This is a genomic window from Isosphaeraceae bacterium EP7, from assembly GCA_038400315.1.
In the GTDB taxonomy this organism is placed as follows: domain Bacteria; phylum Planctomycetota; class Planctomycetia; order Isosphaerales; family Isosphaeraceae; genus EP7.
On the sequence record CP151667.1, the window covers coordinates 6,599,597 to 6,625,746 of the forward strand.

22 protein-coding genes and 1 tRNA gene are annotated in these 26,150 nt (G+C 66.7%); 8 read left to right on the plus strand and 15 right to left on the minus strand.

Annotated features, from left to right (window positions below):
• Nucleotides 1-36 precede the first annotated feature (36 nt).
• The 4 genes from EP7_RS26035 to EP7_RS26050 all read left to right on the plus strand — a co-directional run bounded on the left by EP7_RS26035 (nucleotide 37) and on the right by EP7_RS26050 (nucleotide 2,599).
• Complete coding sequence (locus EP7_RS26035) at nucleotides 37-507, plus strand: ExbD/TolR family protein (RefSeq protein WP_463525166.1); 471 nt, start codon at nucleotides 37-39, stop codon at nucleotides 505-507.
• 66 nt (nucleotides 508-573) lie between these two features.
• A complete protein-coding gene (locus EP7_RS26040) occupies nucleotides 574-1,116 on the plus strand; it encodes a hypothetical protein (protein WP_463525167.1) in 543 nt (180 codons plus the stop codon).
• Nucleotides 1,117-1,148: 32 nt separating this feature from the next.
• The gene (locus EP7_RS26045) at nucleotides 1,149-1,673 is read left to right on the plus strand and encodes an ExbD/TolR family protein (RefSeq protein ID WP_463525168.1); all 525 of its coding nucleotides are present in this window, start codon (nucleotides 1,149-1,151) and stop codon (nucleotides 1,671-1,673) included.
• Nucleotides 1,670-2,599, plus strand: coding sequence for a hypothetical protein (locus tag EP7_RS26050; protein ID WP_463525169.1), 930 nt, complete (start codon nucleotides 1,670-1,672; stop codon nucleotides 2,597-2,599). Before EP7_RS26045 ends, EP7_RS26050 begins: the two co-directional genes overlap by 4 nt.
• A 175-nt stretch (nucleotides 2,600-2,774) precedes the next feature.
• Here EP7_RS26050 and EP7_RS26055 read toward each other — a convergent pair whose 3' ends face one another.
• The 13 genes from EP7_RS26055 to EP7_RS26115 form a co-directional block, all read right to left on the minus strand.
• A complete protein-coding gene (locus EP7_RS26055; RefSeq protein WP_463525170.1) occupies nucleotides 2,775-3,575 on the minus strand; it encodes an endonuclease/exonuclease/phosphatase family protein in 801 nt (266 codons plus the stop codon).
• Between the two features lie 16 nt (nucleotides 3,576-3,591).
• Entirely contained in the window at nucleotides 3,592-4,062 is a 471-nt protein-coding gene (locus EP7_RS26060) for a hypothetical protein (RefSeq protein ID WP_463525171.1), read from the minus strand.
• Between the two features lie 106 nt (nucleotides 4,063-4,168).
• Nucleotides 4,169-5,278 carry a DUF1559 family PulG-like putative transporter gene (locus EP7_RS26065; RefSeq protein ID WP_463525172.1) on the minus strand — a complete coding sequence of 370 codons (1,110 nt, stop codon included), beginning with the start codon at nucleotides 5,276-5,278 and terminating at the stop codon, nucleotides 4,169-4,171.
• A 235-nt stretch (nucleotides 5,279-5,513) separates the two neighbouring features.
• Nucleotides 5,514-6,644, minus strand: a complete 1,131-nt coding sequence (locus EP7_RS26070) for a glucose-6-phosphate dehydrogenase assembly protein OpcA (protein ID WP_463525173.1) — start codon at nucleotides 6,642-6,644, stop codon at nucleotides 5,514-5,516.
• Nucleotides 6,644-8,263: a glucose-6-phosphate dehydrogenase gene (gene zwf, locus EP7_RS26075; RefSeq protein ID WP_463525174.1), complete on the minus strand. Its 1,620-nt coding sequence runs from the start codon at nucleotides 8,261-8,263 to the stop codon at nucleotides 6,644-6,646. The genes EP7_RS26070 and zwf overlap by 1 nt, the downstream gene beginning before the upstream one ends.
• Nucleotides 8,264-8,356: 93 nt before the next feature.
• On the minus strand, nucleotides 8,357-9,340 hold the full coding sequence (gene gnd / locus EP7_RS26080) for a phosphogluconate dehydrogenase (NAD(+)-dependent, decarboxylating) (protein WP_463525176.1): 984 nt from the start codon (nucleotides 9,338-9,340) through the stop codon (nucleotides 8,357-8,359).
• A 91-nt stretch (nucleotides 9,341-9,431) separates the two neighbouring features.
• A complete protein-coding gene (locus EP7_RS26085; protein ID WP_463525177.1) occupies nucleotides 9,432-10,754 on the minus strand; it encodes a multiheme c-type cytochrome in 1,323 nt (440 codons plus the stop codon).
• A gap of 153 nt (nucleotides 10,755-10,907) precedes the next feature.
• Nucleotides 10,908-13,466, minus strand: a complete 2,559-nt coding sequence (locus EP7_RS26090; protein WP_463525178.1) for an SMP-30/gluconolactonase/LRE family protein — start codon at nucleotides 13,464-13,466, stop codon at nucleotides 10,908-10,910.
• A gap of 172 nt (nucleotides 13,467-13,638) precedes the next feature.
• Nucleotides 13,639-14,718, minus strand: a complete 1,080-nt coding sequence (locus tag EP7_RS26095; protein WP_463525180.1) for a radical SAM protein — start codon at nucleotides 14,716-14,718, stop codon at nucleotides 13,639-13,641.
• A gap of 494 nt (nucleotides 14,719-15,212) precedes the next feature.
• Nucleotides 15,213-15,572, minus strand: coding sequence for a DUF983 domain-containing protein (locus tag EP7_RS26100; RefSeq protein ID WP_463525181.1), 360 nt, complete (start codon nucleotides 15,570-15,572; stop codon nucleotides 15,213-15,215).
• Nucleotides 15,573-15,686: 114 nt separating this feature from the next.
• A tRNA-Arg gene (locus EP7_RS26105) sits at nucleotides 15,687-15,760 on the minus strand.
• Nucleotides 15,761-15,824: 64 nt separating this feature from the next.
• Nucleotides 15,825-16,811 (minus strand): polysaccharide deacetylase family protein, encoded by a 987-nt coding sequence (locus tag EP7_RS26110; protein WP_463525182.1) that lies wholly within the window; start codon nucleotides 16,809-16,811, stop codon nucleotides 15,825-15,827.
• Nucleotides 16,799-18,100: a Gfo/Idh/MocA family protein gene (locus tag EP7_RS26115; protein ID WP_463525183.1), complete on the minus strand. Its 1,302-nt coding sequence runs from the start codon at nucleotides 18,098-18,100 to the stop codon at nucleotides 16,799-16,801. The genes EP7_RS26110 and EP7_RS26115 overlap by 13 nt, the downstream gene beginning before the upstream one ends.
• Nucleotides 18,101-18,220: 120 nt before the next feature.
• Between EP7_RS26115 and EP7_RS26120 the strand changes: the two genes are divergently transcribed.
• From EP7_RS26120 to EP7_RS26135, 4 genes are all read left to right on the plus strand, one after another.
• Complete coding sequence (locus EP7_RS26120; RefSeq protein ID WP_463525184.1) at nucleotides 18,221-19,423, plus strand: M24 family metallopeptidase; 1,203 nt, start codon at nucleotides 18,221-18,223, stop codon at nucleotides 19,421-19,423.
• 104 nt (nucleotides 19,424-19,527) lie between these two features.
• Entirely contained in the window at nucleotides 19,528-20,412 is an 885-nt protein-coding gene (locus EP7_RS26125; RefSeq protein WP_463525185.1) for an RAD55 family ATPase, read from the plus strand.
• A 192-nt stretch (nucleotides 20,413-20,604) separates the two neighbouring features.
• Entirely contained in the window at nucleotides 20,605-21,975 is a 1,371-nt protein-coding gene (locus EP7_RS26130) for an enolase C-terminal domain-like protein (RefSeq protein WP_463525186.1), read from the plus strand.
• Nucleotides 21,976-22,194: 219 nt separating this feature from the next.
• Nucleotides 22,195-23,118: an alpha/beta hydrolase gene (locus tag EP7_RS26135; RefSeq protein ID WP_463525187.1), complete on the plus strand. Its 924-nt coding sequence runs from the start codon at nucleotides 22,195-22,197 to the stop codon at nucleotides 23,116-23,118.
• 252 nt (nucleotides 23,119-23,370) lie between these two features.
• Here the strand turns inward: EP7_RS26135 and EP7_RS26140 are convergent, their stop codons facing one another.
• Together EP7_RS26140 and pheA are read right to left on the minus strand one after the other, a co-directional pair.
• Complete coding sequence (locus EP7_RS26140; RefSeq protein WP_463525188.1) at nucleotides 23,371-24,507, minus strand: glycoside hydrolase family 18 protein; 1,137 nt, start codon at nucleotides 24,505-24,507, stop codon at nucleotides 23,371-23,373.
• A 30-nt stretch (nucleotides 24,508-24,537) separates the two neighbouring features.
• Nucleotides 24,538-25,749 carry a prephenate dehydratase gene (pheA, locus tag EP7_RS26145; protein ID WP_463525189.1) on the minus strand — a complete coding sequence of 404 codons (1,212 nt, stop codon included), beginning with the start codon at nucleotides 25,747-25,749 and terminating at the stop codon, nucleotides 24,538-24,540.
• Between the last annotated feature and the right edge of the window lie 401 nt (nucleotides 25,750-26,150).

A 26,150-nucleotide genomic window follows, 5' to 3' on the forward strand; every position in this document is an offset into this window, starting at 1 on the left:
AGCCGAGTCCCGTCGCCGCGAGCGAGGCCCAAGCCCATGTCCGGATCCGCATCCATCGAGCTCAAGGCCGAGCCCAACCTGACCCCGCTGCTGGACATCGTCTTCCAGCTGATCACCTTCTTCATGCTGGTGATCAACTTCAGCAGCGACAACTACGACCAGCGCATCAAGCTCCCCGTCGCCGGCTCGGCCCGGCCCGTCACCGATCCCGAGCAGGCGGTCGAGGACCGGCTCGTCCTCAACCTCGATTCCGAGGGCCGGGTCCTCTTCAACGGCAAGGTCCTGACCCTCGGCGAGGGGATCGATAAGATCAAGTTCGAGGCCCAGCTCGCCCGCCTGAACGCCAAGGCGGCCAAGATCAAGCTCAAGGACAACGCCCTGCCCACCCGCGTCGTCATCCGGGCCGACCGCAACATGCCCTTCGGCCCCCTCCACCAGCTCCTCGCCGCATGCCAGTCTAACGGTTACCAGAAGTTCGACTTCAAGGCCATGAGCGGCCCGCCTTGATCGGATGACCCGGCCCATCGGATTTTTATTGGGCTTTCGCACGACTCTCTCGCGGTGGCGACCGCCATGAACACGACCAGCGGCAAGCAACATCCCGACCACCGACGAGCCGGACCGAACCTCGCCCGAGGCCTCGGCGCCAGCCTCCTCTTCGGACTGATCGGGGCCGCAATACCAATGATTGTCTTAGCGATCATGATGGTCGGGCGCTGGATGATTTTCGGCGCCAGCGAGTTCGATCGTCGTGCGGACCTCGCAAGATTCATGATCGAGTTCTCGAGCCCATCAATCGGCATCGGGTGTGTCTTCGCGGCCGCAGGCTGGGCCACTTATGCCCCCGCCAGCCCCCAGCGGTTCGCTCGCACTCTCGCCATCATTGCCCTAATTTCAATCGTGGCCTGGCCCCTGGTCATTCTTTTTGCGAATAGCTTCTCCCCCAGGTTCAAAAGGTCGCCGCAATCGCCGGTCCCGATTCTTACCTACCTGCTCTTAGGGACCCCGCCCCTGCTCGCGTCGTATTGGTTGACGAAACTGCGTAACGATTGCTCGAAGAAAGTGGGACTGGGTTCCTGTCCCCCGTTCCCGGGGTTTAGCCCGACCGATCTTTGACTCCACCTGACAGCGACCGCCGGGGGTGAGCCTTGAGCCGCAGACGCAAGAAGAGTTCGCAGGGCGATGTCGACGTGCCGATCACGCCCATGCTCGACATGGCCTTCCAGCTCCTCACCTTCTTCGTCCTGACCTATCGGCCGGCGCCCGCCGAGGGGGCGTTCTCGATGAACCTGCTCCCCGCCGCGCCCGTCGCCCGCATGGACGCCGAGGTCGCGGCCGAGACGAACGAGGCCTCCAGTGAGCTGCCCGCGGCCCTGCGCACCCTGCCCACCACCCTGCGTGCCGACTCCGCCGGCAATCTCGGCTCCGTCACCATCAATGACCTGCAAGTCGAGGGCATGGACAAGCTCGCCGCCGAGTTGGCCTCGATCCTGAACGACCCGACGCTGCCGTTCGACCAGGCGCTCATCAAGGTCGACCCCAAGCTGCGGTACGCCGAGCTGATCAAGGTCATCGATATCTACGCCAAGTTGAAGATCACCAAGATCAGCTTTGCCGAGATCGACCCCCGCGAGGGGATGGACCCGGGCGTCGAAGCGGGCGGCCCGCAGTGAGCGCCGACCGGCCAGAGCGTGGCTTCTTCCGCGGCGCCGAGCTGACCCGGTTCGCCCTGCTCGCGGGCGTCATGATCGCCGGCTGGGCCTGGTTTCTTAACCGGCCCACCCCCCCCGCAGCCGGCACGCTCGCGCCCGGCACCACCACCGTCGGGGCCCAGAAGGCCGCCCCTCCCTTGAAGCCCGACACAGGCCCCGAGTTCGCCGACCTCCGCGACGACACACGCCTCTCCTTCCGCGACAATGCCGCCTACATCGCTCTGCTCGAACGCGTCCGGTCCAAGACACCCGCCGCGCTCGCCGCCGAAGCCCGTTCCGACATCCTGTTCACCCACCTGAGAGACAACCCCAAGGGCCATCGAGGCGTCCCCGTCCACATCGTCGGTACGGCGCTGCGGATCCTTAGCTATGAGGTGGAGAAGTCGATCTCACCGTCCGGGCGGATGTACGAGGCCTGGGTCGTCACCCCCGACAGCCAGAAGTACCCCTACCTCTGCGTCTTCGACGAAGCCCCCCCCGGCCTGCCCATCGGCCCCAACGTCCACGAACGGATCGCCTTCAACGGCTACTTCCTCAAGTGGATGGCCTATGTGGGCGGTGACAAAGGGCGGATCGCCCCGATGCTCGTCGGAAGGATCGGCTGGGACGCCAACGCCGCCCGCACCGCCGAGGCCCCTCCGTTCTCTGCCACCAGGACCCCCTGGTTCGCCCTCGGCATCGGTTTGCTCCTTCTCTACGGCATCGCCCGCTGGTTCGGCCAGATGCGCCGGCTGTCGAACCTCCTGCCATCGGCCAGATCCCGCCGCCGGACCCTTGACCGGCCCCGAGAACGATCCCCCGAGCCTCCCCTCCCCCCCGAGCAAGTCGGCCAGTGGCTCGCCAACCTAGAAGCCGGCAAGATCCCCCCCGACGACGAGCCTTCCTGAACGCGGCCGAGCCGTCCAAGTCCTCGCCCATCGCCTGCAAGCAGTGAGGGGGACCGCCGGGGCGAGAGTAGGCCCCCGAGTCCGTCGGAGCATGACCACGGTTCAAGGGGAGCAACCCGGGGCGCGAACCGACGGGAAAAATCGGGCTCTGCATCGAATCGACGCGAGCCTCGGGTCAGTCGGCGAGCTCGAAGACGACGAGGAGGGGGCGGTGGTCGGAGGCGAGCGGTTCTTCGAGGACCCTGGTTTCGACGACCTTCCAGCGGGGAGCGTTGCGATAGAGGACGTAGTCGATCTGCCTGATGGGCTTGTCGGAGGGGTAGGTGGGCAGGAAGGTGGAGTCGGAGCGAGTCCAGGTCTTGCCGAAGGCGTCCATGACGCGGCTGCCGGGCACGGAGTTCAGGTCGCCGACGAGGAGGGTGGGGAGGGTCGGGGCCTCGGCGGCCAACTCCTCGAGGCGCTTGACCGAGTCCATCCGCTCGGCGTCTTCGGATCGGTAGTCGATGTGGGTGGCGATGAACCGGATGGGGGTCTGGCGAGGGTCGGGGGCGGTCAAGTCGACGGCCAGGGCCCCTCGCTGCTCGCCGACGTAGTGGGACGGCAGCTTGATGTTCTGGTGCCCCTTAACGGGGAGGCGGGTCAGCACGGCGTTGCCGTATTCGCCCCCCTGGAAGGGGATGTTGCGTTCGAAGAGGGGTGTCATCTTCGTCAGGCGGCCCAGCTCGGCGGGCTCATCGAGTCCGCCCGTTCGTTTGGCACCGCGATCGACCTCCTGGAGCGAGACGACGTGGGGGTCGACCGACAGGATGACCTTGGCAATGCGTTCAAGGTCGAGCTTGCCGTCGGCCCCCTCGCCGTGGCGGATGTTGTAGCTGAGCACCCGCAGGCGGGTCGGCTCGGCGGCGTCGGCGGGCACGAGTGCCGGGGTGAGCAGGAGCGCGAGGGCAACGGGCAGGATCCGGCGAGGGGCATACATCAGGCGGAGGCTCCGGTCATTTCGGGGCGGTGGCGGATGCCGAGGCGGCCGCGACCGAGGCCTTGGGGGCGGCCTTGAATTCTTCGGGGGTCATCCGAATGACGGACCGGTTGAGCAAGAGAACAGGGCCCCCCCGCTCGGGGACCGACTTGCCGTAGGCCAGGACTTCCTGGGCGGGGCTGGCGCCGGGCTCTTCCTTGGTGTCCGGCAGGGCTGCGCCCCAGTTGACGACGACATCGCCGGACTTGACCAGCTCGAAACCGCCGAGGGAGCCGCCCGAGTTGAGGACAAGCTGCTTGATCGACTTGGGGGGCTTGCCGAGGGAAATCTGATATTCGCGGAGCATCTCGCCGACCTGCTGGAGCTTCACCTCCTCGGCGTGGTCGACGCTGAGCGCAGCGGCGGTCGGGCCTCCGCAGCCCGGCAGCCCGGCCAGAATCACAAGGCCGGCGATCATGTGGAAAGTCGTTCGGAGCTTGATACTCATCGGTGTGCTCGCGTGGAGAGAGTTCGCGGCGCGGGGAGAGTGGAAAGCCGGCCCGGGCGGATTGCTTTGGTCACGATGCCGCGGGCCGGCCGGTCGACCGATGTCGTCAGTAGGCGTCGGCGCTGAGGACCTCGCCGCCGGCGCGGGTGCCCAGGGCGCTCCAGGCCAGCGGGTTGACCGTGTCCTTGATGAACCGGACCGAGCCGTCGGCGAACGAGGCGTTGACGCCGCCGGGGTGGTTGCTGCGGGCGGCAATGTGGGCGGCGAAGTAATCGCCGCTATTGGCGCAATCGAAGGTCTTGGAATTGGGGGTCAGCGTGTGGCTGAAGTAGCCCATCGGGCCGATGCCCCGGTAATACTGCTGGCCGCGGTAGCGCACCCGGGTGCCAGCGGCCGAGCAAGTAGCCGAGGCCGGGGCGATGCTGGTGGTGAAGGAAGCGCCCGGCATGCCAAAGACGTTGAGAAGGCTGGTGATGGGCACCTCGTCGACGGTGTTTGCCCTTGAAACCGAGCGGATCGTCTCGGCGAACATGGTCGTGTTGCTGGTGCCATCGGTGATGGCCGAGATCCCCGTCCTGCCCGTGACCTTCAGATAGTCCGGGTTGTTGGCGCCGTTGATCTGCGTCGGCTGGCCGTAGTCGAGCGTCACGTTGAAGACGCCGGCCAGGGCCGTGTTCAGCTCAGTCTTGTTGGGGGGGTAGTTGTACGACGAAGGCGGCGGCGGGCCCAGCTCGGGGCAGGCGGTGGCACCGATCGAGGAGAAGTAATTGTTGTAGCCCACGATTCCGAAGAGGCGGACCGCGGAGGGATCGGACGGGCAGACGTAGGCCGAAACGATCTGACAGCAGGCGGTGTAGTTGCTGTCGTTGGCCAGGTTGCTGGTCAGAGTGTTGAAGTTGATCTGAAAGTTGAACGTGTTGTAGATGTTCGAGTTTTCCAGGAATCCCAGGATCTGCGCCATCGGGGTGGAGCGGGTGTATTGCGGCACGTTGAAAGTCGGGGTCGGCCCGAAGCCCGGCGGGAAGCTGCCGTTCGTGGACTCGAAGTTGTGGGCGGAGAGGCTAATCTGCTTCAGGTTGTTGACGCACTGCATGCGTCTGGCGGCCTCGCGTGCACTTTGCACGGCGGGCAGCAGCAAGGCGATCAAGACGGCGATGATGCTGATGACGACCAGCAGCTCGATGAGCGTGAAGCCTCTGCGCGGTCTGCAAACCATGATGGGAATGTCCTTCGAACTCTCCGGAGAGAGTCCCGAGGCCTCTGTAGAATGTGGTCAGGGGCGGCGCAGCAGACCAACGATCCGGGGGATCGGACCGGCAGCGCCATACCCGGCGACATCGACGGGTCTCAACAGACTCTATCAAGCCTATGTGAAGATTCAACGATCGTCAAACGGTTTCCATGCGAAGAAGCATGCAATCAGCGCAAACGTTGTGATTAGGCATCGCGGCTTAATTGACGACGCCGCGGGCCATGGGCTGGGCGAAAGCGATGCTCTGGGCGAAGACGGGGTCTTCCTCGCGATCGGAGAGCTGGCGGCCGATCATCTCGGCGAGGGTGGGCTGGGAGAAGGCGAGCGTCCTGGGCTCGCCGGGGAAGCCGTCGGGACGGACGCAGAGCCGCTTCTGGTCTTCCAGCGAGACGTCAAGCGCCCCCTGGCAGCCGTCCATCTGGCAAGAGACGCGAACGCGGCGGATCTGCGAGGGGCCTTCGGGGAGCCTGCGGATGACCAGGCGGATGACCCCTTGGGGTGAGTCGAGCCGCCAGGAGATCTCGTCACCCGGGTGGACCTCGACGGAACGGGGGGTCCACTGGAGGCGCGAGGCGAGCCAGGAGACGAGCAGCCAGCCGTGAGTGACCGCGTGCGGACCGTGCTCGACGAGGACCTCGGTGATCGACTGAAGCGCGCCGGGCGCGGAGTCGGGGGCGAGCGCCTGCGAGAGTGCCCGCCGCCAGGGCTTCAGCCGCCGCCAGTTCAGGTCGCTGGCCACGCGCCAGGCGAGGCGGCCGGGTTTGCGTTCGAAGCGTTCGAGCCAGGCGTGGGTGGCGCCCATGCCGCGATGAGGGTCGAGCCAGCCGCTGCTATCGTAGAGGACCTGCTGAACCGACTCGGCCAGGTCGTGGAGGATGGGCCCGGCAAACGGAGGAGGCTGGGGCGTGGCCCACCAGAGGTTGGTGGGGAGGTCGCCGATGATATGGCTGCGGACGGCGTAGGGGAGGTCGCCGACGCCCCGGCCGGCGGACTTGAGCGTGACTTGCTCGCAGTAGAGGTCGTCGCCGGGGCCGGGTCCGACGTCGCGCACCTGAACGAAGGCGCGGATGGGCGAGTCGGGCTCGTTGGCCATGCCGACGAGCAGGAGGACCCTGGCGGGATGGCCACGGACGATGGCCGGGACGAGCGTGTCGGCCAGGGCGGCGCGATCATGATCCTGGCAGAAGATGATGAGATTGGACATCTGGGCGCGGCGCATGACGCCCACGCCCTGCCGCTGGGCGTCCCTGCGTCGGCGGGTCAGCTCGACACCGACGTGGCCGATCGGGACCTCGGCCGGCTCGTCGAAGACCATGATGTTGGTGTCCATCAGAGGGTCCTCCACTGACGACCGTCGGCCTCGATGAGCCGATCGGCCTCGAGCGGGCCCCAGGTGCCGGCGCGGTACTCGGGCAGGAACCGGACGCCGGACTGCTCCCAGGCCTCGACGATGGGCATGACGAACTCCCAGGCGGCCACCACGGCGTCGCGTCGCATGAAGAGGGTTGCATCGCCGGCCATCACGTCCAGGAGCAGGCGTTCGTAGGCCTCGGGGGTGCGGTCGCCATAGCTGGAGTCGTAGTTGAACTCCATCTTCACCGGGTAGATCCGCACCTTGGGCCCGGGCAGCTTCGACGCGATCCGTAGCGAGAGCCCCTCTTCGGGCTGGATGCGCAGGGAGAGCACGGTGGGCTCGACGGGGACGTGCGGGTTGGCGTTGAAGAGGACCTGGGGGACATCCTTGAACTGGATGGCGACCTCGCTGGCCCGCTTGGGGAGACGCTTGCCGGTGCGCAGGTAGAACGGAACCCCCGCCCATCGCCAGTTGTCGATGAACAGCTTCATGGCGACGAAGGTCTCGGTCGTGCTGTCGTTGGGCACCTGCTGCTTGCGCCTGCGGAAATCGTCGCGCACTTCCTGGCGGTAGCTGGGCACCCCCCGCCCGTCGATCTCGCCGTCGATGTACTGGGCGCGCACGACCGAGCGAGCGACCTCCTCGCGAGACATCGGCCGCAGGCAGCGGAGGACGCCCATGCGTGCGTCGCGCACCACGTCGGGCTCAAGCGACCAGGGGGGCTCCATTGCGACCAAGCAGAGAACCTGGAGGATGTGGTTCTGGAGCATGTCCCGCAGGGCGCCGACGCCCTCATAATAGCCCACGCGGCTGCCGGTCACCTCGCCCTCGGCATCGTACTGGGTGAGGCCCTCTTCCTCGGAGACGGTGATCTGGACGTGGTCGATGTACTTCTGGTTCCAGAGGGGCTCGAAGATGCTGTTGGCGAAGCGGAGGACGAGGAGGTTCTGGACGGTCTCCTTGCCCAGGTAGTGGTCGATCCGGTAGGTCTGGCCCTCGGAGAACGACCGGGCGACGGCGGAGTTGACGGCGCGGTCGCTCTCCAGGTCGCGGCCGATCGGCTTCTCGACGATCACACGCGTGAAGACGCGGTCGTCGGCGGGGTCGGCAATCAGGCCCGAGGCCTTGAGGTGGTCGACGCTCATGGCCACCATCTGCGGCGGCACGGCCAGGTAGAAGACCCGGTTGCCGGGGATGCCGAACTGGCGGTCGACGGCGTCGAGCCTGGCCTTGAGTGCCTCATAGGCAGAGGCGTCGCTGAAGCTCCCCTCGACGTAGAAGACGCTCCGCTCGAAGTCGTTCCAGGTGCCGTCGTCGATGGCCTGGCGCGAGAACTTCTGGACGCCTTCGCGGGCGCGGCTGCGGAGCCAGGCGTCGGGTTCTCCCTGCGAGCCGATGCCGAAGCCGACGACGGCGAAGTTGGTGGGCAAGACACCGTCGACGTTGAGGTTGTACAGGGCCGGAATCAGCTTGCGCCAGGCCAGGTCGCCGGCCGCGCCGAAGATGACCAGGATGCATGGCTGGGGCAGGAGCACCTTGGCGGCACCGGCCGTCAGCGGGTTGTTCATCTCGGCCGCGTCGGCGCCGCTCGACATCGCAGGTCACTCCAGAGATCAAGGCGCGATCCGTCCGCGCCACCGGGCCCTTGCCGCATCCTTACTGAGGGACATCACTCGAAGGACGTCCGGTCAGCCGCCGGTGGGGCGCTCGATATGCCCGCCGAACTTGTTGCGCATGGCCGAGAGCACCTTCTCGGCGAAGGTGTGGACTTTGCGCGATCGGAATCGGGTGTAAAGCGAGGCGGTAAGCACGTCGGCCGGCACGGCCTCCTCGACGGCCGCCATGACCGTCCAGCGACCCTCGCCGGAATCCTCGACGAACCCGGAATATCGCTCGAGGTTGGGGTCCTCGGCCAGGGCCATCGCGGTGAGGTCGAGCAGCCACGAGCCGACAACGCTGCCGCGGCGCCAGACCTCGGCGATGTCGGCCACGTTCAGGTCGAAGCGATGCTCCTCGGGAAGCTCCTTGGAGGTCGCGCCCCGGAAGATGTCGAAGCCCTCGGCGTAGGCCTGCATCAGGCCGTACTCGATCCCGTTGTGGATCATCTTGACGAAGTGGCCGGCGCCCGAGGGCCCGCAGTGGAGATAGCCCTCCTCGGCGGTGCCTCCCAGTTTCTCGCGGCCGGGGGTGCGCTCGATCTCACCGCGGCCGGGGGCGAGTGTCTTGAGGATGGGGGCGATGCGCGAAAACGCCTCCTCGGGGCCGCCGACCATCAGGCAGTAGCCGCGTTCCACACCCCAGACACCGCCGCTGGTGCCCACGTCGACGTAGTGGATCCCCTTGACCTTGAGCGCCTGGGCGCGGCGGACGTCGTCCTTGAAGTAGGAGTTGCCGCCGTCGATGAGGATGTCGCCGGGGCCGAAGAGCGCGGCCAGGTCGTTGACGGTCTGCTCGGTGGCCGCGCCACTGGGGACCATGACCCAGGCTGCCCTGGGTTCGGTCAGCTTGGCGGCGAATTCTTCGAGCGAGCGGGCACCGACGGCGCCTTCGGCGACGAGCGTGGCGACGGCCTCGGGGCTGCGGTCGTAGACGACGCAGTCGTGCCCTTGCTTCATCAGGCGCCTGACCATGTTGGCGCCCATCCGGCCCAGGCCGACCATTCCGAGTTGCACGAGTCGCCCCCTCCTCAACGCCTTCGACAGTTCGTAACGGATTGCTCGACGACAGAGTCCGGGCCGCTCGGGGGGCGACGGCGGCCGGGGCTCATCGATGGCCGGCCGCGTCTCGTGTCCCGGCCGGCAACGCCCCGGGGCTGTCTTGCCCTGCGGGGAACTGGAGCCGACGGTACGCCTCTCGAATCGCCTCGTCCAGCCCTGTCCCTGAATCGACGGGAGCGGCGGCCTTCAACGCGGCCAGCGCCAGGGCGTCTTGCGCGCGGCCGTCCCAGTCGCGCCGGGCCGCCGATCGTTGCGGGTCGAGGAAGGTTCTTAGCAAAAGTCGGGCCCGACTCTCACCGGAATTGGGCAAGGCCAGCCAATCGCCCAGCGCCTTCGACGTAAGCCTCGCTCCGGACGCCACCTTGACGGGGTCGGGGACCGGCCGCCGCATCTCGGCATCCACGGCGCGGAACGTCTCCAGGGAACGGGTTGCCGCGTCCCCCGGCCGGGTGCCCAGTGCCTCGGGGAGCGTGGCATAGGTCCAGGTGCCGAACGGAAGTTCGCCGGGCCTTCCCTTGGGGGCTTCCGGGCCCGAGTCACGATACTGGTGGTGGCAGGCGAAGCAGCCATATTCGGAGAACTCGGGCCATGGGGCCCTCCCCTCGCTCGCGGCGTCAGACCGGGTCGCCAGCAGGTCGAGCGCCGCCTGGGCGGTGGCGACTTGCCCCAAGGCCCAGGTTTCCGTTGCGTCGGTCCCTGGTTCTTGCCAGTGCCTGGGATAACGCGCCTGGAAGTCTTCAAACACGAAGGCCAGCCGAGGATGCCCGGCGGCGATCAGGTCGTGGTTGACCTGCCGGGTGGCGTCGCCGACATGACAGCTCGCGCAGCCGCTGGCCCTCGTGCGCAGATCCTTGGTGTCGACCATGCCCGAGGCCAGTGCCTCGGCACGACGCCCGGGCGCCGTGTGCGATGCCAGCCATCCCCGGGCCGGGCCGTGGCACGACTCGCAGCTGACGGCCGCCGAGGCCACCTCGCCGGCCGTTTCCCCCCCGGTCGCGTGGCATCCCAGGCAGGCCTTGGCCGACGACGCGGGCCCTTCGAGCCCGAGCGCCCGCACAATCCGCTCGGATCGCGGCTCCTTCAGCACGTCTCCGGCGTTTGCGTGCGGGTCGTACGCCAGCCAGGTGACGTATTCGCCCCCCTTCGACACCACGTCACCCGCCTCGGGCTTTGTCGGGCCGATCCCGCCGTGGCAGGCATAGGCCGAGCAGCCGCCGACTCCGACGAACCGGTTGCTCGACGGCTGCGCCGATCGGTCGATCGGCTTTTTAACGCTAGTCAGCGGGCTTGCCGCCGTGGGCACGCGAACGCCCCTGGTGGCGAGGATCGCCGCCAGAATCAGCAACGAGACGAGCAGGGCGACTCGCATGGACTTCCGCCTCGACGCGGTCCCGCCGGCAATAAGGGAATCAAAAGGGGCCACGGGCGACCCGGGAGCCGGCTCAATCTGGCCGCTCCCGGGTCGCCCGTGACTTGCAGTATGACTCACGTTCGCCGGCGTTGCACGCTCGGAGACTTCGGTTCAGTCGTCGTCCTCGTCGTCATCGTCCTCGAACCTGGGCAGCACGAAGGCGGCGCGAACCGGGGCGGGCATGGCGGAGTTCGCCCCCCGGACGGCCTTCCAGATGATCTCGTTGAAGACGAGGTCGTCGGCCTGGTCTTCCTTCGACAGGTCGAGCTTCAAGGAGGCCGCGGCCCCGGGCGCGTCGCGGGTGTTCCGCTCGTTGAGGTCGACGATCGCCGGCCGGGCCGCGTAGGGGGCGAGGTCGGCGGTGCCGGTGAAGGCCGCCGCCATCGGCCGGGCCGCGGCGTCGAACTGGCTCATCGGGTCCAGGCCGAGGATCAGCTCCATCGTCCTGAGCATCGACGAGGTGGAGTACATCGTCGAGTCGACCGACTTGCGGCGGATGTAGGGGCTGATGGCCAGGGCCACCGTCCGGTGCGCATCGACATGGTCCGATCCGTTTTGCGCATCGTCCTCGACGACGAAGATGGCCGTGGTCGGCCAGAACTTGCTCTTGCTCACCCCTTCGACGATGCGGCCCAGCGCCAGGTCATTGTCGGCGACCATCGCCGAGACCGTCGGCTTGCCTGGGGACGCCCCGGCGGTGTGGTCATTGGGCAGCCTGAGGATGATCAGGCGGGGCATCTCACCGGCCTTCTCGAACCCGGCGAGCTCTTCCAGGAAGCGGTCGGCCCGCACCTGATCGGTGACGTCCAGGTCGTAGCCGCGGAACTTGGGGTCGAAGTGGCCGATGAGCGCCTTGACGGCCGTGGACGAGGGTTCGCCGGGGGTCTTGCCGTTGGTGACGAACTCGCCGTAGCTCCGATAGGTGACCCCCTTGGCCGCGGCCCTGTCCCAGAGGTAGCCACCGGCCGGGGTGGCGATGTCGAATTTGCCCTCGGCCGGATAGGGAACGCGGCGGTCGCCCCGGTAGCCGAGGGGCCAGGTGCGCTCGACGAAGTCGCTGGCGTAGGCACCCATGGTCCACTCGTGGCCGTCGGCCGAGACCTCGGACTCCACGTAGAAGTTGTCCAGCAGGACGAACTCACGCGCGAGTGCGTGGTGATTGGGGGTGACCCGATCGGGGAAGAGGCAGATGGCCGGCTCGCCGTTGCCCTCGGGCATGTCGCCGAAGACCTGGTCGTAGGTCCGGTTCTCCTTGACGATGTAGATGCAGTGGCGGATCGGCGAGGGCTCACCCACCTTGCGCGGGATGGGATTGTCGGCCGCAAGCTCGGGACCGTTCACGGCAACGGGGGCGTCCTTTTTCAGCGGGCTGCATTCATAGACCGTCCGCGAGTAGACGGCCATCTGCTTGGGGGTGGGCATGGCCAGCGTGGTGAGCGTCCCCTGGAAGAGCCCTCCGATGTACTGACGGGTGCGACCGTCGTCGCCGCCAGGCTTGCTCGGCATGGGGCCGTCGCGGTTTGCCTTGGAGGTCCCTCCCTTGCCGTTCGAAACCCAGAGCGTCTTGCCGTCGCGCCCGACGCGGACGCTCGTGGGATACCAGCCCACGGGGATGAAGCCCAGGGGGGTGCTCTCGCCCGGCTCCTTGACGTTGAACGCGGCCAGATCATTCGTGTTGGCGTTGGCCACGAACAGGACCGACTCGTCGGGCGTCAATGCAAGTGAGCTGGGCGTGCTGCCCGAAGGGGCCAGCGGCGAGATGGCCGTATTGATCGTCTCGATGGCCTTGCGCCCCTCGGTGTCGAAGACCGTCACCGTGTTGCGGTTGGCGTTGGCCACGAACAGGATGGCCCCCTTCCCGGCCAGCAGCATCTCGTTGGGATGCTCCTCGGACGCCAGGTGGCCGGCGACCTCGAAGGTGCCCGGGTTCACGATGGCCACCTTCGACGCGCCCCAGAGGCTGACATAAAGGCGAGAATGCCCCTCGTCGAGCGCCAGACCGTAAGGGAATGTGTTGGCGCCGAGCGTGACTTCGCGGCTGAGCGTGCGGGTCGCCACGTCGAAACTCGCCAGCGAGTGGCCGAATGCGTTGGCGACGTACAGGGTCTTGCCGTCGGCCGAGACCGCCAGGCCCGCCGGCACTCGCTGCGAGGCGCTGGCCACACGGCCCCGGCCCGGCTCGTCTTCGATCTTGACCGCCGGCCTGGCCGGATAGGCGAAGGTGACCCGACCGGACAGGAAGCCATCCTTGTGATCGAAGCCGTAAATCAGGTCATCGAAGCCGCCGCCGACGTAGAGCTTCGAGCCGTCGGGCGACCAGCAGAGGCCCGAGAAGCTGGCGGGGATCCCGGCCTTGGAGATCGTCTTTCCGGTCGCGGTGTCGAGGGTCCAGACCTCGTGATCGCCGTAGCCGGCGTGGAGGACGGCCAGCACAGGCGCGGCCGGATTCTCGGCCAGGATCACCGGCAGGTCGCCCAGCGCCGACTGCTTACCCGCGGGCTTCAATGACCAGCCGTTCGGCAGGAGCACGGAGCCTGAGCGAGTCAGCCCGGGCCAGGTGGGTGCCTGCCTCGGCGGATCGTCGGCCCCGAAGGCGACGGTCGAGGCGAGGGTCAGGAATGTCGTCGTGAGCAAGGCCGCGTGCAGCCGCAGGCGATCGCCGTCTCTCATCAGGGACCTCGCTGAGATGGGCCGTGTGGGGCCGCAAAGGCCCGCGATCCGCCCAGCCTAGCCAACACCGGCCCCCGAAGTAACGCCCGCAGGCCCCTCCTCGGGGAGACTCCTCGAAAACTTCACGAGAAAGCCCCACCGTCGGCCGACCGCCCCGAGAAGGCCCCCGCGCTCAGGACGGGCCGGCCAGGAGCATCAGGCCGCGGCGGACCTTCTCCTTGAACGGCTTGGTCGCCATGCATCCGTAGAAACAACCCCGCTGGCATTCGACCGTCCGCTTGCGGGCCTCACGAGTCAAGGCCGAGGTCCAGATCTCGCGGGCCGACTGAGTCTTGGCGTCGCCGATCGGCGGAAAATGCGCGCACGACTCGACCAGCCCGGTGGGCAGGATCGTATAGACACGCAAGCCGATCCGGCAGGTGCCGACCTCGGGGGCGACCGGATTGCGGAGGAAGTGGTCGGGCATACCCAGGAGGTGATGCTCCGAGGTCTCGATCGGAGCCCCGGCCCGCTTCATCCGCAGCAGCTCATCGACGACCCCACGCAGCTCGGTCACCTCATCCGGGGTCGGCCAGAGCAAGGTGCGGGCCTCCTCGGTCCACCCCCCCAGCACGTTGATGTCAACGGACGACGCCCCGATCGCGGTCGTCCATCGCACAAGGTCGGGCATCGCCCGGAAGTTCAGCGCATTGATCGTCGGCTTGATCCGGATCGGGAAGGAAACCCCGGCACGGCCACGCTCCTCGACCAGCGCGCCGATCCCGCGTTCAATGTCGGCCAGCGAGCCGGGAACTCCGCGAATGTGGTCGTGGATCTCGGCGGTCGGGCCGTCGACGGAGATGTCGACATTCATCGGGCGCGTCGCCACCAGCCGCCGCACCGTCTCGCTCCGAACAAATGCCGATCCGTTGGTGATCAGTCCGAAGTCGATCTCCCGCGATCGGCACGACTCGAGCAGGTCGAGGAACCCCCGCTTGACGAAAGGCTCTCCGCCGATGAACTGGACGACGAACCGGCCGAGAAATTCTTTCAGGCTCGCCATCGCGGCGATCCAGAGGTCGATGCCCATCTCGTCGAACTTGTCGAGCCGCCAGCAACCACAATGCAAGCACTTGTAATTACATCGATCATTAAGCACGCCACGAATCGTCGTCGGCTTGGTCAGGTCGAACCCGGTCGCCAGGTAGAGCGATTCCGGCAGCACGGACGCGGCATGCTTCGCCCCGAGGCGTATGAGAGTCGTCGCATCCATAAACACCGCCTTGCATGCCTTCGGTCGTCGCCGCGTACTTCAGGCGGGCATCCTACGCATAGCAAATGAACGGATGAATCCCCATAAGAAAACTTACTTAATTAAACAAAGTGATTAATCAAGCCATCCCAATGATTGCGTCTCATCCTCATCGGTCGCTGACCCGCGAGCCATGGCGACAACGGATCGAATCCGGTCTTTGTGACTGATCTGTCGCAATTCAAAGCGTGACGATGGCATCGTCGGCCAGAGCAGGAACGCCATAGCCAGCAGGACGCGAGTTTCCATCCAGGACGACCCGTGTCGCTTCCCGTCAACATCAAGCCGCGGTCAGGCCACGGCGGACACACGGCCCCCCGCGAGAGTGGGCTTGTTGCCGATGACCGATCCGGCGGGCAGGCGGCGGTGAATCGGGACCAAGTCGATGACCGGAGGAGTCGGCGGGCCGGATTGGGCCGGCCCTGGCTTCGCGGACATGCAGGGGCCGCCGGCGTTCAGCCTTCGGGGTCGAAGTAGCGGTCGAAGTGCATGAACAGGACGCGGGAGTAGCGGAAGACGACGGGGACGAACGGGAGGAACAGGAGCCAGCCACCCAGGAAGAGCCAGTGCAGCGGGATGTCGGGCCGGAACAGGTAGCCGATGCCCATGAAGCCGGCGATGAGGGGCATGCCCATGGCGTAGCTGAAGTACATCGCGCCGGTGAAATAGCCCGGGCCGCGTTCGAATTTGTATCCGCAGCGCGGGCAATGCTCGTTCATGGCGAACGAGCCCTTGAAGACGCGCCCCTCGCCGCAGATCGGGCAGCGAAGGTTCCAGATCGCCCAGGGGCGAATTCGCGGCTCCGTCGCCGACATCTCGGCCTCGGGGTGGCTGCGACGTTGCGGGGCACGCCGCCGGAATGGCGACCTTCCGGGGAGGGTCCGCCGCCAAAACAAAAACCCCGGCGAGAAGCCAGGGTCCCTGTCGAATGTGCCCGGCAGGGGTCGAACCTGCAACCTTCGGCTTCGGAGGCCGACGCTCTATCCAGTTGAGCTACGAGCACGTCTGGCCCAATTTCAAACGATCGGGGCCGCCTTGTCAAGGACGAGGCGGTCCCGATCCGACGGTCAGGGGGTTGCCTTGGGCTGCTTGCGCTGGAGGTCGCGCAGCTCGCGGTAGCTGATGACCCGGATTCCCTTGGCCTTGAGGGCATCGGACCACTTGGGGGAGCAGAAGAAGTCAGTGTCGGCGGCGCGGGTGCGCCAGCTGTTGGCGGTGAATTCCATCTCGGGGACCAGCTCGCCGCAGTGGATGAAGATCTCGCTGACCTGTCCTGCGGGGAGGTTGTCGAGCATGGCGAGCCAGAACCGCTCGGTGTCCTCGACCTTCTCGGGGCCGTCGGTGTAGAGCATGTCTGGGTGGACGATGCCCATCTCGTCGGCCAGGTCGACCATCCGCTCGGCGTTGAAGGTCTTCATCAGGGCGCGGCCCGCGACGCGGCAGGGAAGGTCGTAGGCCTTGGCAATCTTCAGGTAGAGCTCGTGGTACTTCTGGTCGTACTGGAGCGTGCCCATGTGCGAGTCGACGTGGGTGACGTCGATCCCTGCCTTCAGGGCGCGGTCGACCTGGGCGCGGACTTCCAGCTCGACCTCGTCGAGCTTGGCGTGCGCGTAGACCTCCTCGACCCCGTCGTAGAAGTAGCCCAGCTCGTCGACGAGGCTGGGGACGGCGGTGCGGCCCACGACGGGGCCCCACTTGTACCGCTTCCACTCGCTGGTCAGGGTCAGGTGAAGTCCGAGGTTGGCCTTGGGGTTCTCGCGGGCGTAATTGACGGTCTCGGGGAACCAGGGGCAGGGGACCATGATGGTCGCCGAGCTGAGCCCGCCAGCCTTGAAAGCCCGGAAGGTCCCCACGTTGGTGGAGTGGTTCATCCCGGTGTCGTCGCCGTTGAGGATCAGGACCTTGGCGTCGGCCGGAAACCCCAGGCGCACGACCAAGGGGGGCCTGGCGTCGGCCTTCGGGGCCTTCGCAGGGGCGTCGGCCGCGACAACCGCGAAGGTCAGGGCCAGGGCGATTGCCGCGGCCCGCTTGATTGACGGCCTCAAAGGGTCCATCCCGCGCGATATTCGCGCTTCAGGTACTGGTCGGCGTCGGACGTGTTGGTGGCGTGCAGGGCCTTGGCATCCCAGTCCAGCTTCTTGCCGGTCCGGTAGGCGACGTTGCCCAGCAGCACCGACTCGGTGAGGGCGCCCGAGTAGTCGAAGTTGCAGGTGGTCGGCCCGCCGTTCTTGCACGCGTTGATCCACTCGGCGTAGTGGCCGATGGAGTTGGGGATGGACTGGGGGGGCGGGGTGAAGCCCTTGAACTTCTCCTCGGGATAGAGCTTGTACTGGTCGTAGTCGGCCAGCATCAGGCCCTTCTCGCCGACGAAGAGGACGCCGCTCTCCCAGTCGGGGAGGCCGGCTTCCCTCAGGAGCGCGGGCTTCTTGCCGCCGTCGTACCAGGTCAGGTCGAGGGCGGGCATGGCGTCGCGGGCGGGAAACTCGAACTTGACGATCATCCAGCGCGGGGTGGTCTCGGGGTGGACGGGCGGCCCCTGGGACTCGACCGAGGTGGGGTGCCTGAGCTTCAGGGCCCAGAAGGGGAGGTCCATGTAGTGGCAGGCCATGTCGCCCAGCGTGCCGCAGCCGAAGTCCCACCACCTCCGCCAGTTGGCGGGCAGGTAGGTCGGGTGGTAGGGACGCATCGGTGCGGGCCCGACCCAGAGGTCCCAGTTGATGTACTTGGGGACCGGCGGGGTCTCTCGCGGTCGGCTCCCCTCCGACCAGGTCTTGCCGACCCAGACGTGGCAGGCATTGACCGGGCCGATGGCGCCGGCCTGGATGGCCTCGACGACGCGGCGGTAATTGTTGGTGGCGTGAATCTGGGTGCCCATCTGGGTGGCCACCTTGGCCTTGGCCGCCGTCTCGGCGATGACCCGGGCCTCGTGAACCGAGTGGCTCATCGGCTTCTCGACGTAGACGTGTTTGCCCAGCTTCAGGGCCGCGACGGTGGCCGACGCGTGCACGTGGTCGGCGGTGCTGATGACCACGGCGTCGAGGTCTTTGCGTTCCAGGAGCTTGCGGAAGTCGTTGTATTTCTCGGCCTTGGGGAAGCGGCCGAAGGCGGCATCGAGGTAGCGATCGTCGATGTCACACAGCGCGACGATGTTCTCGCCCTGCACCCCTTCGAGATTGGAGGCCGCCCGATTGGCGACTCCGATGATGCCGATGTTAAGCTTCTCATTGGGCGACCTCTGCGCGGCCAGGGCCCGGCCGAGGTCGAGGCCCCCGAACGTGCCGGCGGCGGCGGTGCCGGCGGCCATGCCTCTGAGGAAGTCGCGGCGTCTCAGGCGTAAACTCATCGTCTGGCATCTCCTGGAATGTCCGGCAATTGAGTGAGAATCGTAGGCCCCCGCAGCCGGGCGTGCAATTGAGCACCGGCCCCCTTCCCCCCGAAATTCGCCCCATGGAGCGGTCAACCGATGTTCGATCTCGACGCGATCCAGGCGGCCGTCCGCGATTCCGGGTTCGATGCCTGGCTGCTCTACGACTTCCGAGGGGCCAATGAGCTGGCCAGGCGCGTGCTGGGCATGCAGGCGATGAAGGCCACCTCACGGCGGTTCTTCTACCTCATCCCGGCCGATGGCCCGCCGCGCAAGCTGGTCCATCGGATCGAGGCAGGGGTGCTCGACCACCTCCCCGGCGACGCGTCCGTCTATCTGACCTGGCAGGAGCTCGAGGCCGGGCTCAGGTCGTTCGTGGGCAGGATGCGGCGGGTGGCGATGGAATATTCCCCCAGGGCCTCCAACCCCTACGTCGCGCGGGTCGACGCCGGGACGGTGGAGCTGATCCACGGCTTCGGGCCCCAGGTCGTCTCGTCGGGCGACCTGATCCAGCGGTTCGAGTCGACCTGGGACGACGACCAGTGGCGGATGCACCTGGAGGCCGAGGTCCAGACCCGAGCCGCCTTCGACCTCGCCTTCGGCCTGATCGCCGAACGGACTCGCGGCGGAGGCTCGGTGCGCGAGACCGAGGTGCAGGCGGCGATCATGGACCACTTCGGCCGCAACGGCCTGACCACCTACAGCCCGCCGATCGTCGGCGTGGGCCCGCACAGCGGCGACCCGCATTACGAGCCGATCGTGGGCCAGGACTCCGAGATCCGCGAGGGCGACTTCGTCCTGATCGACCTCTGGGCCAAGATGGACCGCCCCCGCTCGGTCTACAGCGACCTGACGCGAGTCGGCTTCGTCGGCGACTCGGTCCCCGAGGAGTACGACCGAGTCTTCAAGGTCGTGGCCGCAGGCCGTGATGCCGCGATCGCCCTGGTGAAGTCGGCCTTCGCCACGAGCCGGCCGCTGCGAGGATACCAGGTGGACCGGGCCGCCCGCGACGTGATCGACGCGGCCGGATTCGGCGAGTTCTTCGTGCACCGGACCGGGCATAACATCGGCCAGGAGGTGCACGGCAACGGCGCGGCGATGGACGACCTGGAGACACACGAGCAGCGCCTCGTCCTGCCCCGGACCTGCTTCTCGGTCGAGCCAGGGATCTACCAGGAGCGGTTCGGCATCCGCAGCGAGGTGGACGTCTTCGTCGACGCCGACGGTCGGGTCCACGTGACGGGCGGCCTCCAGCACAGGGTGTTGCCCATCCTGGGCGACTGGGCCGGCGTGGTCGATTGAACCTGGGGATGCCCGGGGCTGTCCGCCCCGTTCATCCGAGTTCCGATCTGGGACGCACCGCGATCGTTCGCGGGGTCCCGTCTTCGTCTGGGAGTGATCCGAGGATGAGCAGCGTTCCACGTCAGTCGTTCGGCATCGAAGCCCTTGATGAGATCCTGGGGGGCGGCCTGCTTCCGGGCACTCTGACGGTCCTGGCCGGGGCGACCGGCGTGGGCAAGACCCAGCTCGGGCTGCGATGGGCCGACCGCGGCCTCGCCGTCGACGGCCGCCGGGGGGTGATCTGCGACCTGACCAGCCGGGGCGACGCCCAGAACCATGCCGATTATGCCAAGACCCAATTCGGCTGGGATCTCGGCGAGTTTCCCGCCGACGGCGCCCCCGACCTGTCCAACGTCTGGGACTTCGACCGCGACCTGGGCGACTACTTCCACCCCTTCTCCAAGGCCGGCCGCCGCGTGACCAGGCGCGACCTGGACCCCGACGAGTGGCACATCTGGAAGAAGGACCTGGCCAGGGTCTTGCGCACCACGGCCAACTACTTCTATTCCAACATGGTCAGGGGCACGCGGCGGATCGTGGTCGACGGCATCGAGCCGACCGAGCGGTTCTCCGAGTCGATCCAGTTCGAGTTCTTCGAGTACCTCTACCACCAGATCCTCCGCAAGGAGGACGAGTGGGCCGCCCGCGAGTTGTTCCGTGAGCAGTACCGCGCCAACGAGCCGAAGGTGCTCGCCCACAGATATGACTCGAAGTCGGTCGGCTGCCTCTATCTGTATACGACCCCGCAGGTGATGCTCGATGAGTTGATCGTCAACCCGATCACCGAGGGCGACATCTTCGCCAACGCCAACACGATCATCCTGATGGGCCGGACCCGCCAGGAAGGCCGCCTGGGCCGGTCGCTCTACGTCGCCAAGCACCGCGGAAGCGTCTGCTCCGACGAGATCCACCCCTACCGGATCACCGACGAAGGGATCGTCTTCGACTGAACTCCCCATCCAGGCCCGCCCGAGACCGGCCCCCCCCGCGCGATTCGTGGGGCGTGTCCCCGGCACCGCCCCGCCGAGGACACGCCCGTCGGATCGAGTACCTTTCGCCCGTCGGCGGCGCGCGTTAGCGTGACCGCGGGTCGGTTTGCCCGGTGCAAATCGAGACCTGGCCTCGGCATGATGGGGTGGGGCATGGACCGACGCGATCTCTTCCGACTACTCCCGGCGGGCGCCGCCCTCGGCGGCTCGGGATTCCTGGGCGGGCGGGCCTTCGGCGTGGCTCAGGCCGGGCCCGATGAGGCGGAGGGCCGGAAGGGACTCCCCCCGCTGAAGATCACCGACATCAAGACGATCCTCACCGCGCCAGACCGCATCCGGCTTGTCGTTGTCAAAGTAATGACCAGCGAGCCGGGGCTGTACGGACTCGGCTGCGCCACGTTCACCCAGCGGGCCCTGGTGGTGCAGACGGCCGTCGACAAATACCTCAAGCCCTTCCTGATCGGCCGCAATCCCGAGGAGATCGAGGACATCTGGCAGTCGTCCTACGTCAGCTCCTACTGGCGCAACGGCCCCGTCCTGTTCAATGCGATGAGCGGCGTCGACATGGCGCTCTGGGACATCAAGGGCAAGCGGGCCAACATGCCGGTCTACCAACTCCTGGGCGGCAAGTGCCGGTTCGCGGCGCCCCTTTATGCCCACACCAGCGGGCGCGACATGAAGGAAGTGGAGGACAAGGCCCGGGAGGCCATGGAGAAGGGATACAAGCATGTCCGCGTCCAGATGGGCATCCCCGGCATGGCCACCTACGGCGCCCGACTCAACCGCGAGGTCCCGCTCCCGTCCGGCACGTTCGGCCCGACGGACCCCTTGAGAGGAGTCTGGGAGCCGGCCGTCTATTGCAGGCAGGTCCCGAAGTTATTCGAGCACCTGAGGTCGAAGCTCGGCGACGAGGTCGAGCTGCTCCACGACATCCACGAGCGCGTCTCGCCCAGCCAGGGGGTCCAGCTCTGCAAGGACCTGGAGCAGTATCACCCGTTCTTCATCGAGGACCCCGTCCCGCCCGAGCAGAACGACCACCTCCGCCTCATCCGCCAGCAGTGCGCCACGCCGATCGCCATGGGCGAGCTGTATAACACGCAGCACGAATATGTGCCGGTGATCACCGAGAGGCTGATCGATTTCATTCGCATCCACATCTCGCAGATCGGCGGCCTGAGCGTGGCGAGGAAGGTCGCAGCGCTCGCCGAGTTCTTCGGCGTGAGGACAGCCTGGCACGGCCCCGGCGACGCCTCGCCCGTGGCGCACGCCGCCGGCCTCGCGCTCGAGCTATCCACCCACAATTTCGGCATCCACGAAGGGGGAACCTTCCCCGAACGGACCCGAGAAGTCTTCCCCGGATGCCCCGAGACCAAGGACGGATTCCTGTACGCCAACGAGTCGCCCGGCCTCGGCATCGACCTCGACGAAACGCTCGCCGCCAAGTACCCGCTCCCCGACGAGCCGACCTTCGAGCACAGCTGGGGCACGACGCGTCGCCGCGACGGGACCGTCATCCGCCCCTGACCTCTCTCCGAAAATCTCCGGTCGTCACCGTGAAACCGGAACGCAACACCATCCACTTCAACCCGCACCAAAAAGCCACGGCGCGTGTTGAGGTGGATGTTTCGTCGGCGGAGGTCAGGGCCGAGGGGTTAGATAAGCAACATCCGGCGTGATCGGATCTGTGTCGATCACAAAATCTGCCACGGCTAGACATGAAATGGCCAGGATGAGAAACCGTTGATGATGATCGTTACGACCGTTATCGCCCTGCTTTTGACGTTCGCCTCGGCAGAGCCGGAGACCGCGGCCAACGTCCCCCTCGAACTCAAGCTCTGGCCCGGCCCCCCACCCGGCGAAGACGGTAAAGCTGTGGGTCCCGAGATGGTGGTGACCGGGAAGCGAAGCGACAAGACGATCGTCAGCCTGAGGAACGTTACATCGCCGGCGCTGTTCGTTTATCCGGCCCCAGAAGTCTCGGCCACGGGGGCTGCGGCTGTCATCTTCCCCGGCGGCGGATATGACCACCTCGACTGGACTGAGGAGGGGGAGGAGGTCGCCGAATGGCTGAACTCGATCGGCATCACGGCAGTCATCTTGAAATACCGAGTGGGATATCGCGAAGGCCGGTCGCGGTCGGATTATGCGCCTGCCATGGCCTTGATGGACGCCCAGCGGGCGTTGAGCTTCGTCCGAGCCAACGCGAGTGGGTGGAATGTCGATCCTTCCCGCGTCGGCGTCATCGGCTTCTCGGCCGGGGGCCACCTGGGCGCTTGGGTCTCGACCTCCCTCGGCGAGCGTTCGTACGAACCCGTCGACAAACTCGACGAAGCGGGATGTTCGGCCGACTTCGCCGTGATCCTCTACCCTTACGGCATCATCAACTTCGACAGCAAGCGGTACGACGCCAACCTGCCGTTGGTGAAAAAAGGCGTCCCACCGACCTTCCTCGTCGTGGCCAGCGACGACGATTTTTGCGTCGACAATGCCACAGCCTATTATCGGAGACTCACCCGTAAGGGCATCCCTGCCGAATTGCACGCCTACGAGACCGGCGGCCACAGCTTCGCACTACGTGCCACCGGCAAGCCTTCGGCCGCGTGGCCGAAACGCTGCGAGGAGTGGATGAGGAACCGGGGACTACTCAAAGCCGCTGGCAGCCGTTAGGTCATCAGATCAAAATCGCTTCGCTTGAAAGTCAGACCATGACTTCCGACGGGCGGTCGATCTCCCTGTAATCGTGCTCATCTTCCGCAAGAGCATGTCACCCTAAGTGGCTTCATTCGTCGCGATTTCTTTCGGATTGCCAAAGAACGGCTGCGGGCGTCGGGCTCGAGCAGGCCGGCGACGAAGCACGTTCTTTCGGCTGCAATTGGGAGCGATTTTCGGCTGACTCTTTTCGGGCGAGGTGAATTTCCATCACTTTGATGGCTTGGGGGTTCCGGCCAGCCAGGCCTCGTAGGCGGCGGCCTGGAGGGGGTTGGTGCCGTCTTCGAGACGATCTCCGTTGACCTGCCAGAAGAAGACTCCCCGGAAGCCCTTGGACATGGCCCACTCGGTCTTCAGGCGGATGGACTCGGCGTCGTCGTAGCCGATGACGGCGGAGCGGTCGGGGGCGGTGAGCCAGGGGGTCTTGGTCTCTTCGTCGTAGGTGCGGGTCCAGCCCTGCTTGATGAGCTTGGCGATGTTGCGATAGTCGCCGCCTGGGTCGCGCTTCTTGGCGACGCCCTTGGTCGAAGCGTAGGGCTCGGAAACGGGAAAGCCCCGGCCGTAGAGGGGGAGTCCCACCGCGAGGTGGTCGGCCGGAATGCCTCGCTCTTCCAGGAGATACGTCATCGTCTGGGCGGTCGAGCGGGGCGACTTGTCGGGCGCCTTCGAGGAGCCGAAGAGGGGAGCCTGATGGCCGGCGAAGGAGGTCCAGTCGCCGGCGTAGTCGTAGGTCATCACGTTGACCCAGTCCATGTTCTCCAGCAGGAAGTCCTTGTTCAGACAGCTGAGGGTGCCCTTGTTGGACGAGGCGGCCATAGTCAGGTCCATGTGGCGATTCTTGGCCTTGCCGACCTCGTCGATTCGCTTGCGCAAGGTGTGGGTCAGGCGTTCGAAACCCTTGACCTCCTCGGCGGTGTCGGGATATTCCCAGTCGAGGTCCAGGCCGTCGTAGTCGTTCTCGTCCATCATCTTGATGACGGAGTCGACGTACCGCTTCTCCGACTCCGGCTTGGAAACGATCTCGCCGAACTGCTTGTCCCAGCCCCAGCCGCCCAGCGAGATCAAGACCTTGACGCCGGCCTTGTGGGCATTGGCGGTGAGCTTGCGGTCGGGGACGTTGCGCGAGGGCCTCAGCTTGCCGTCGCCGTCGGCGGTGATGAACGCGTGGCAGAGATGGGTGTAGAGCGAGAAGTTCAGGTCGCGTGGGGGGCCGAAGAGGTAGCCGACGAAGACCTTCTCCTTGGCGGCCTGAGGCGTCTTGGCGTCGTCGGCGGCCCGGGCGAAGGGGGCCATCGCGGCCAGGATGGCCAGCGATGAGAGGAGGAGGCGCGCGGCGGGGCGAGTCATCGGGGGGCCTCTCCGGGGTCGGGGCGGGGCTCAGCGTTCGACGCACTCGGCCCTGGGGTAAGAACCCAGGATCTCCAGGCGGTCGCACTTCTTCTTGACGGCGTCGAGGGTCCGGCGGACGAGCTCGTCGTCGGCGTGGCCTTCGATGTCGACAAAGAAGAGATAGGTGGGGTTGACCTCGGCGGGCCCCTCGGAGAAAGGGAACGACTCGATCCAGGTCATGTTGACGCCGTTCTTCTCGAACGGGGCGATGGCCTTGCCCAGGGCTCCCGCGGAGTTGGGCAGCCTGATCATGAGCGTGGTCTTGTCGCGGCCGGTGCGCTGCTCGGGGCGCTCGGCGATGACGGCGAAGCGGGTGAGGTTGTGGGGCTGGTCTTCGATGTTGGGCGCGAGCAGTTCCAGGCGGTAGGCCTCGCCGGCCTGGCGGCTGGCGACGGCGGCGGCGCCCTCCTCGTGCTGAGCGATCTCGGCGGCGTGGGTGGTGCTAACCACCTCGACCAGGGTGGCCTGGGGCAGGTTCTTGCCGAGCCAGTTGCGGCACTGCGAGAGCGCCTGCGCCTTGGAATAGACCCGGCGGATCTGGCTGCGTTCCCCTCGCCCGAGCAGGCAGTGGTGGACCCCCAGGCGGACCTCGGCCCGGATCTTCAACCCGGGAAGGCGGACGAACTGGTCGAGGGTATCGGCGATCCGGCCGTCGGTCGAGTTCTCCAGCGGCACGATGCCGAAGTGGACGTGACGCCGGTTGACCTCCTCGAAGACGGCCGCGATCGAGCCGACCGGGCAGTGCTCGACCGACTCGCCGAAGCGGGCCACCGAGGCGAGGTGGCTGTAGCTATATTTTGGCCCCAGGAAGGCGACCTTCAGCGGGCGCTGAAGCGCCCTGGACCCGCTCATCAACTCGCGGAAGACGAGCCGCAAGGTCTCGGGCAGCAACGGACCCTTGCTCAGCGAGAGGGCACGGTTGACGACCTCTTCCTCGCGGGCGCTCGACCAGACGTCGAGCCCCTGCTTCTGCTTGATCTGGCCAATCTGTACCGAGACCGCCGCGCGACGGTTCAGAAGTTCGACCAGATCCTTGTCGAGCCGGTCGATCTCGCCGCGTAGCTCGGTCAGGCCCGGGGGCTTCTTGCTGGCCTCGGCGGCGGGCGTTGCCGCGGTCGCTGGTCGGGCCCTGGCTGCCGCTGCCTTGGTGGTGGCGGGGGGAGCGGCGGGCAGGTCGGCGGGAGGCTTGCGGGGCGGCATGGAGTCATCTCGTCCATGGCCGGGCCGCCATGCGATGCGGGGCGAGCCGAGCCGACGTCAAGGGGACAATCGTCTTGAGATGGACAAATGGATAAAACAACGGCTTGTCCGTGTCAAGCGACTGGTCCGCCATTGAGGCAGGCGAGACGACGAGGGCATTATGCCCAGTTCACGAGCAGCCCCCAGACTCCAGAGTCGACGATACTCGAAAAAAATTACCCAAAATACCCATTCTGTGATTGGCGCCTCCATGACGGCCCTTTATGATCGCATCTGACCGACCCTCACCACCTGCCCGCTCCCTCCGAGCGACGGGCGGGTCGTGCCCGGCGGAGGTCGGTGGATGTCGGGGCCCGTTGTCTTCCGGGCTCGGGGGCATCAGGCGACGTTTCGACCCGCCC

Excerpts from the sequence above, each read along its gene's own strand:
- EP7_RS26035 (WP_463525166.1), top strand. The coding sequence starts at position 37 with ATGTCCGGATCCGCATCCATCGAGCTCAAGGCCGAGCCCAACCTGACC.
- EP7_RS26040 (WP_463525167.1), top strand. The coding sequence starts at position 574 with ATGAACACGACCAGCGGCAAGCAACATCCCGACCACCGACGAGCCGGA.
- EP7_RS26055 (WP_463525170.1), bottom strand. The coding sequence starts at position 3,575 with ATGTATGCCCCTCGCCGGATCCTGCCCGTTGCCCTCGCGCTCCTGCTC.
- EP7_RS26060 (WP_463525171.1), bottom strand. The coding sequence starts at position 4,062 with ATGAGTATCAAGCTCCGAACGACTTTCCACATGATCGCCGGCCTTGTG.
- EP7_RS26065 (WP_463525172.1), bottom strand. The coding sequence starts at position 5,278 with ATGGTTTGCAGACCGCGCAGAGGCTTCACGCTCATCGAGCTGCTGGTC.
- EP7_RS26070 (WP_463525173.1), bottom strand. The coding sequence starts at position 6,644 with ATGGACACCAACATCATGGTCTTCGACGAGCCGGCCGAGGTCCCGATC.
- zwf (WP_463525174.1), bottom strand. The coding sequence starts at position 8,263 with ATGTCGAGCGGCGCCGACGCGGCCGAGATGAACAACCCGCTGACGGCC.
- EP7_RS26085 (WP_463525177.1), bottom strand. The coding sequence starts at position 10,754 with ATGCGAGTCGCCCTGCTCGTCTCGTTGCTGATTCTGGCGGCGATCCTC.
- EP7_RS26090 (WP_463525178.1), bottom strand. The coding sequence starts at position 13,466 with ATGAGAGACGGCGATCGCCTGCGGCTGCACGCGGCCTTGCTCACGACG.
- EP7_RS26095 (WP_463525180.1), bottom strand. The coding sequence starts at position 14,718 with ATGGATGCGACGACTCTCATACGCCTCGGGGCGAAGCATGCCGCGTCC.
- EP7_RS26100 (WP_463525181.1), bottom strand. The coding sequence starts at position 15,572 with ATGTCGGCGACGGAGCCGCGAATTCGCCCCTGGGCGATCTGGAACCTT.
- EP7_RS26110 (WP_463525182.1), bottom strand. The coding sequence starts at position 16,811 with ATGGACCCTTTGAGGCCGTCAATCAAGCGGGCCGCGGCAATCGCCCTG.
- EP7_RS26115 (WP_463525183.1), bottom strand. The coding sequence starts at position 18,100 with ATGAGTTTACGCCTGAGACGCCGCGACTTCCTCAGAGGCATGGCCGCC.
- EP7_RS26120 (WP_463525184.1), top strand. The coding sequence starts at position 18,221 with ATGTTCGATCTCGACGCGATCCAGGCGGCCGTCCGCGATTCCGGGTTC.
- EP7_RS26125 (WP_463525185.1), top strand. The coding sequence starts at position 19,528 with ATGAGCAGCGTTCCACGTCAGTCGTTCGGCATCGAAGCCCTTGATGAG.
- EP7_RS26130 (WP_463525186.1), top strand. The coding sequence starts at position 20,605 with ATGGACCGACGCGATCTCTTCCGACTACTCCCGGCGGGCGCCGCCCTC.
- EP7_RS26135 (WP_463525187.1), top strand. The coding sequence starts at position 22,195 with ATGATGATCGTTACGACCGTTATCGCCCTGCTTTTGACGTTCGCCTCG.
- EP7_RS26140 (WP_463525188.1), bottom strand. The coding sequence starts at position 24,507 with ATGACTCGCCCCGCCGCGCGCCTCCTCCTCTCATCGCTGGCCATCCTG.
- pheA (WP_463525189.1), bottom strand. The coding sequence starts at position 25,749 with ATGCCGCCCCGCAAGCCTCCCGCCGACCTGCCCGCCGCTCCCCCCGCC.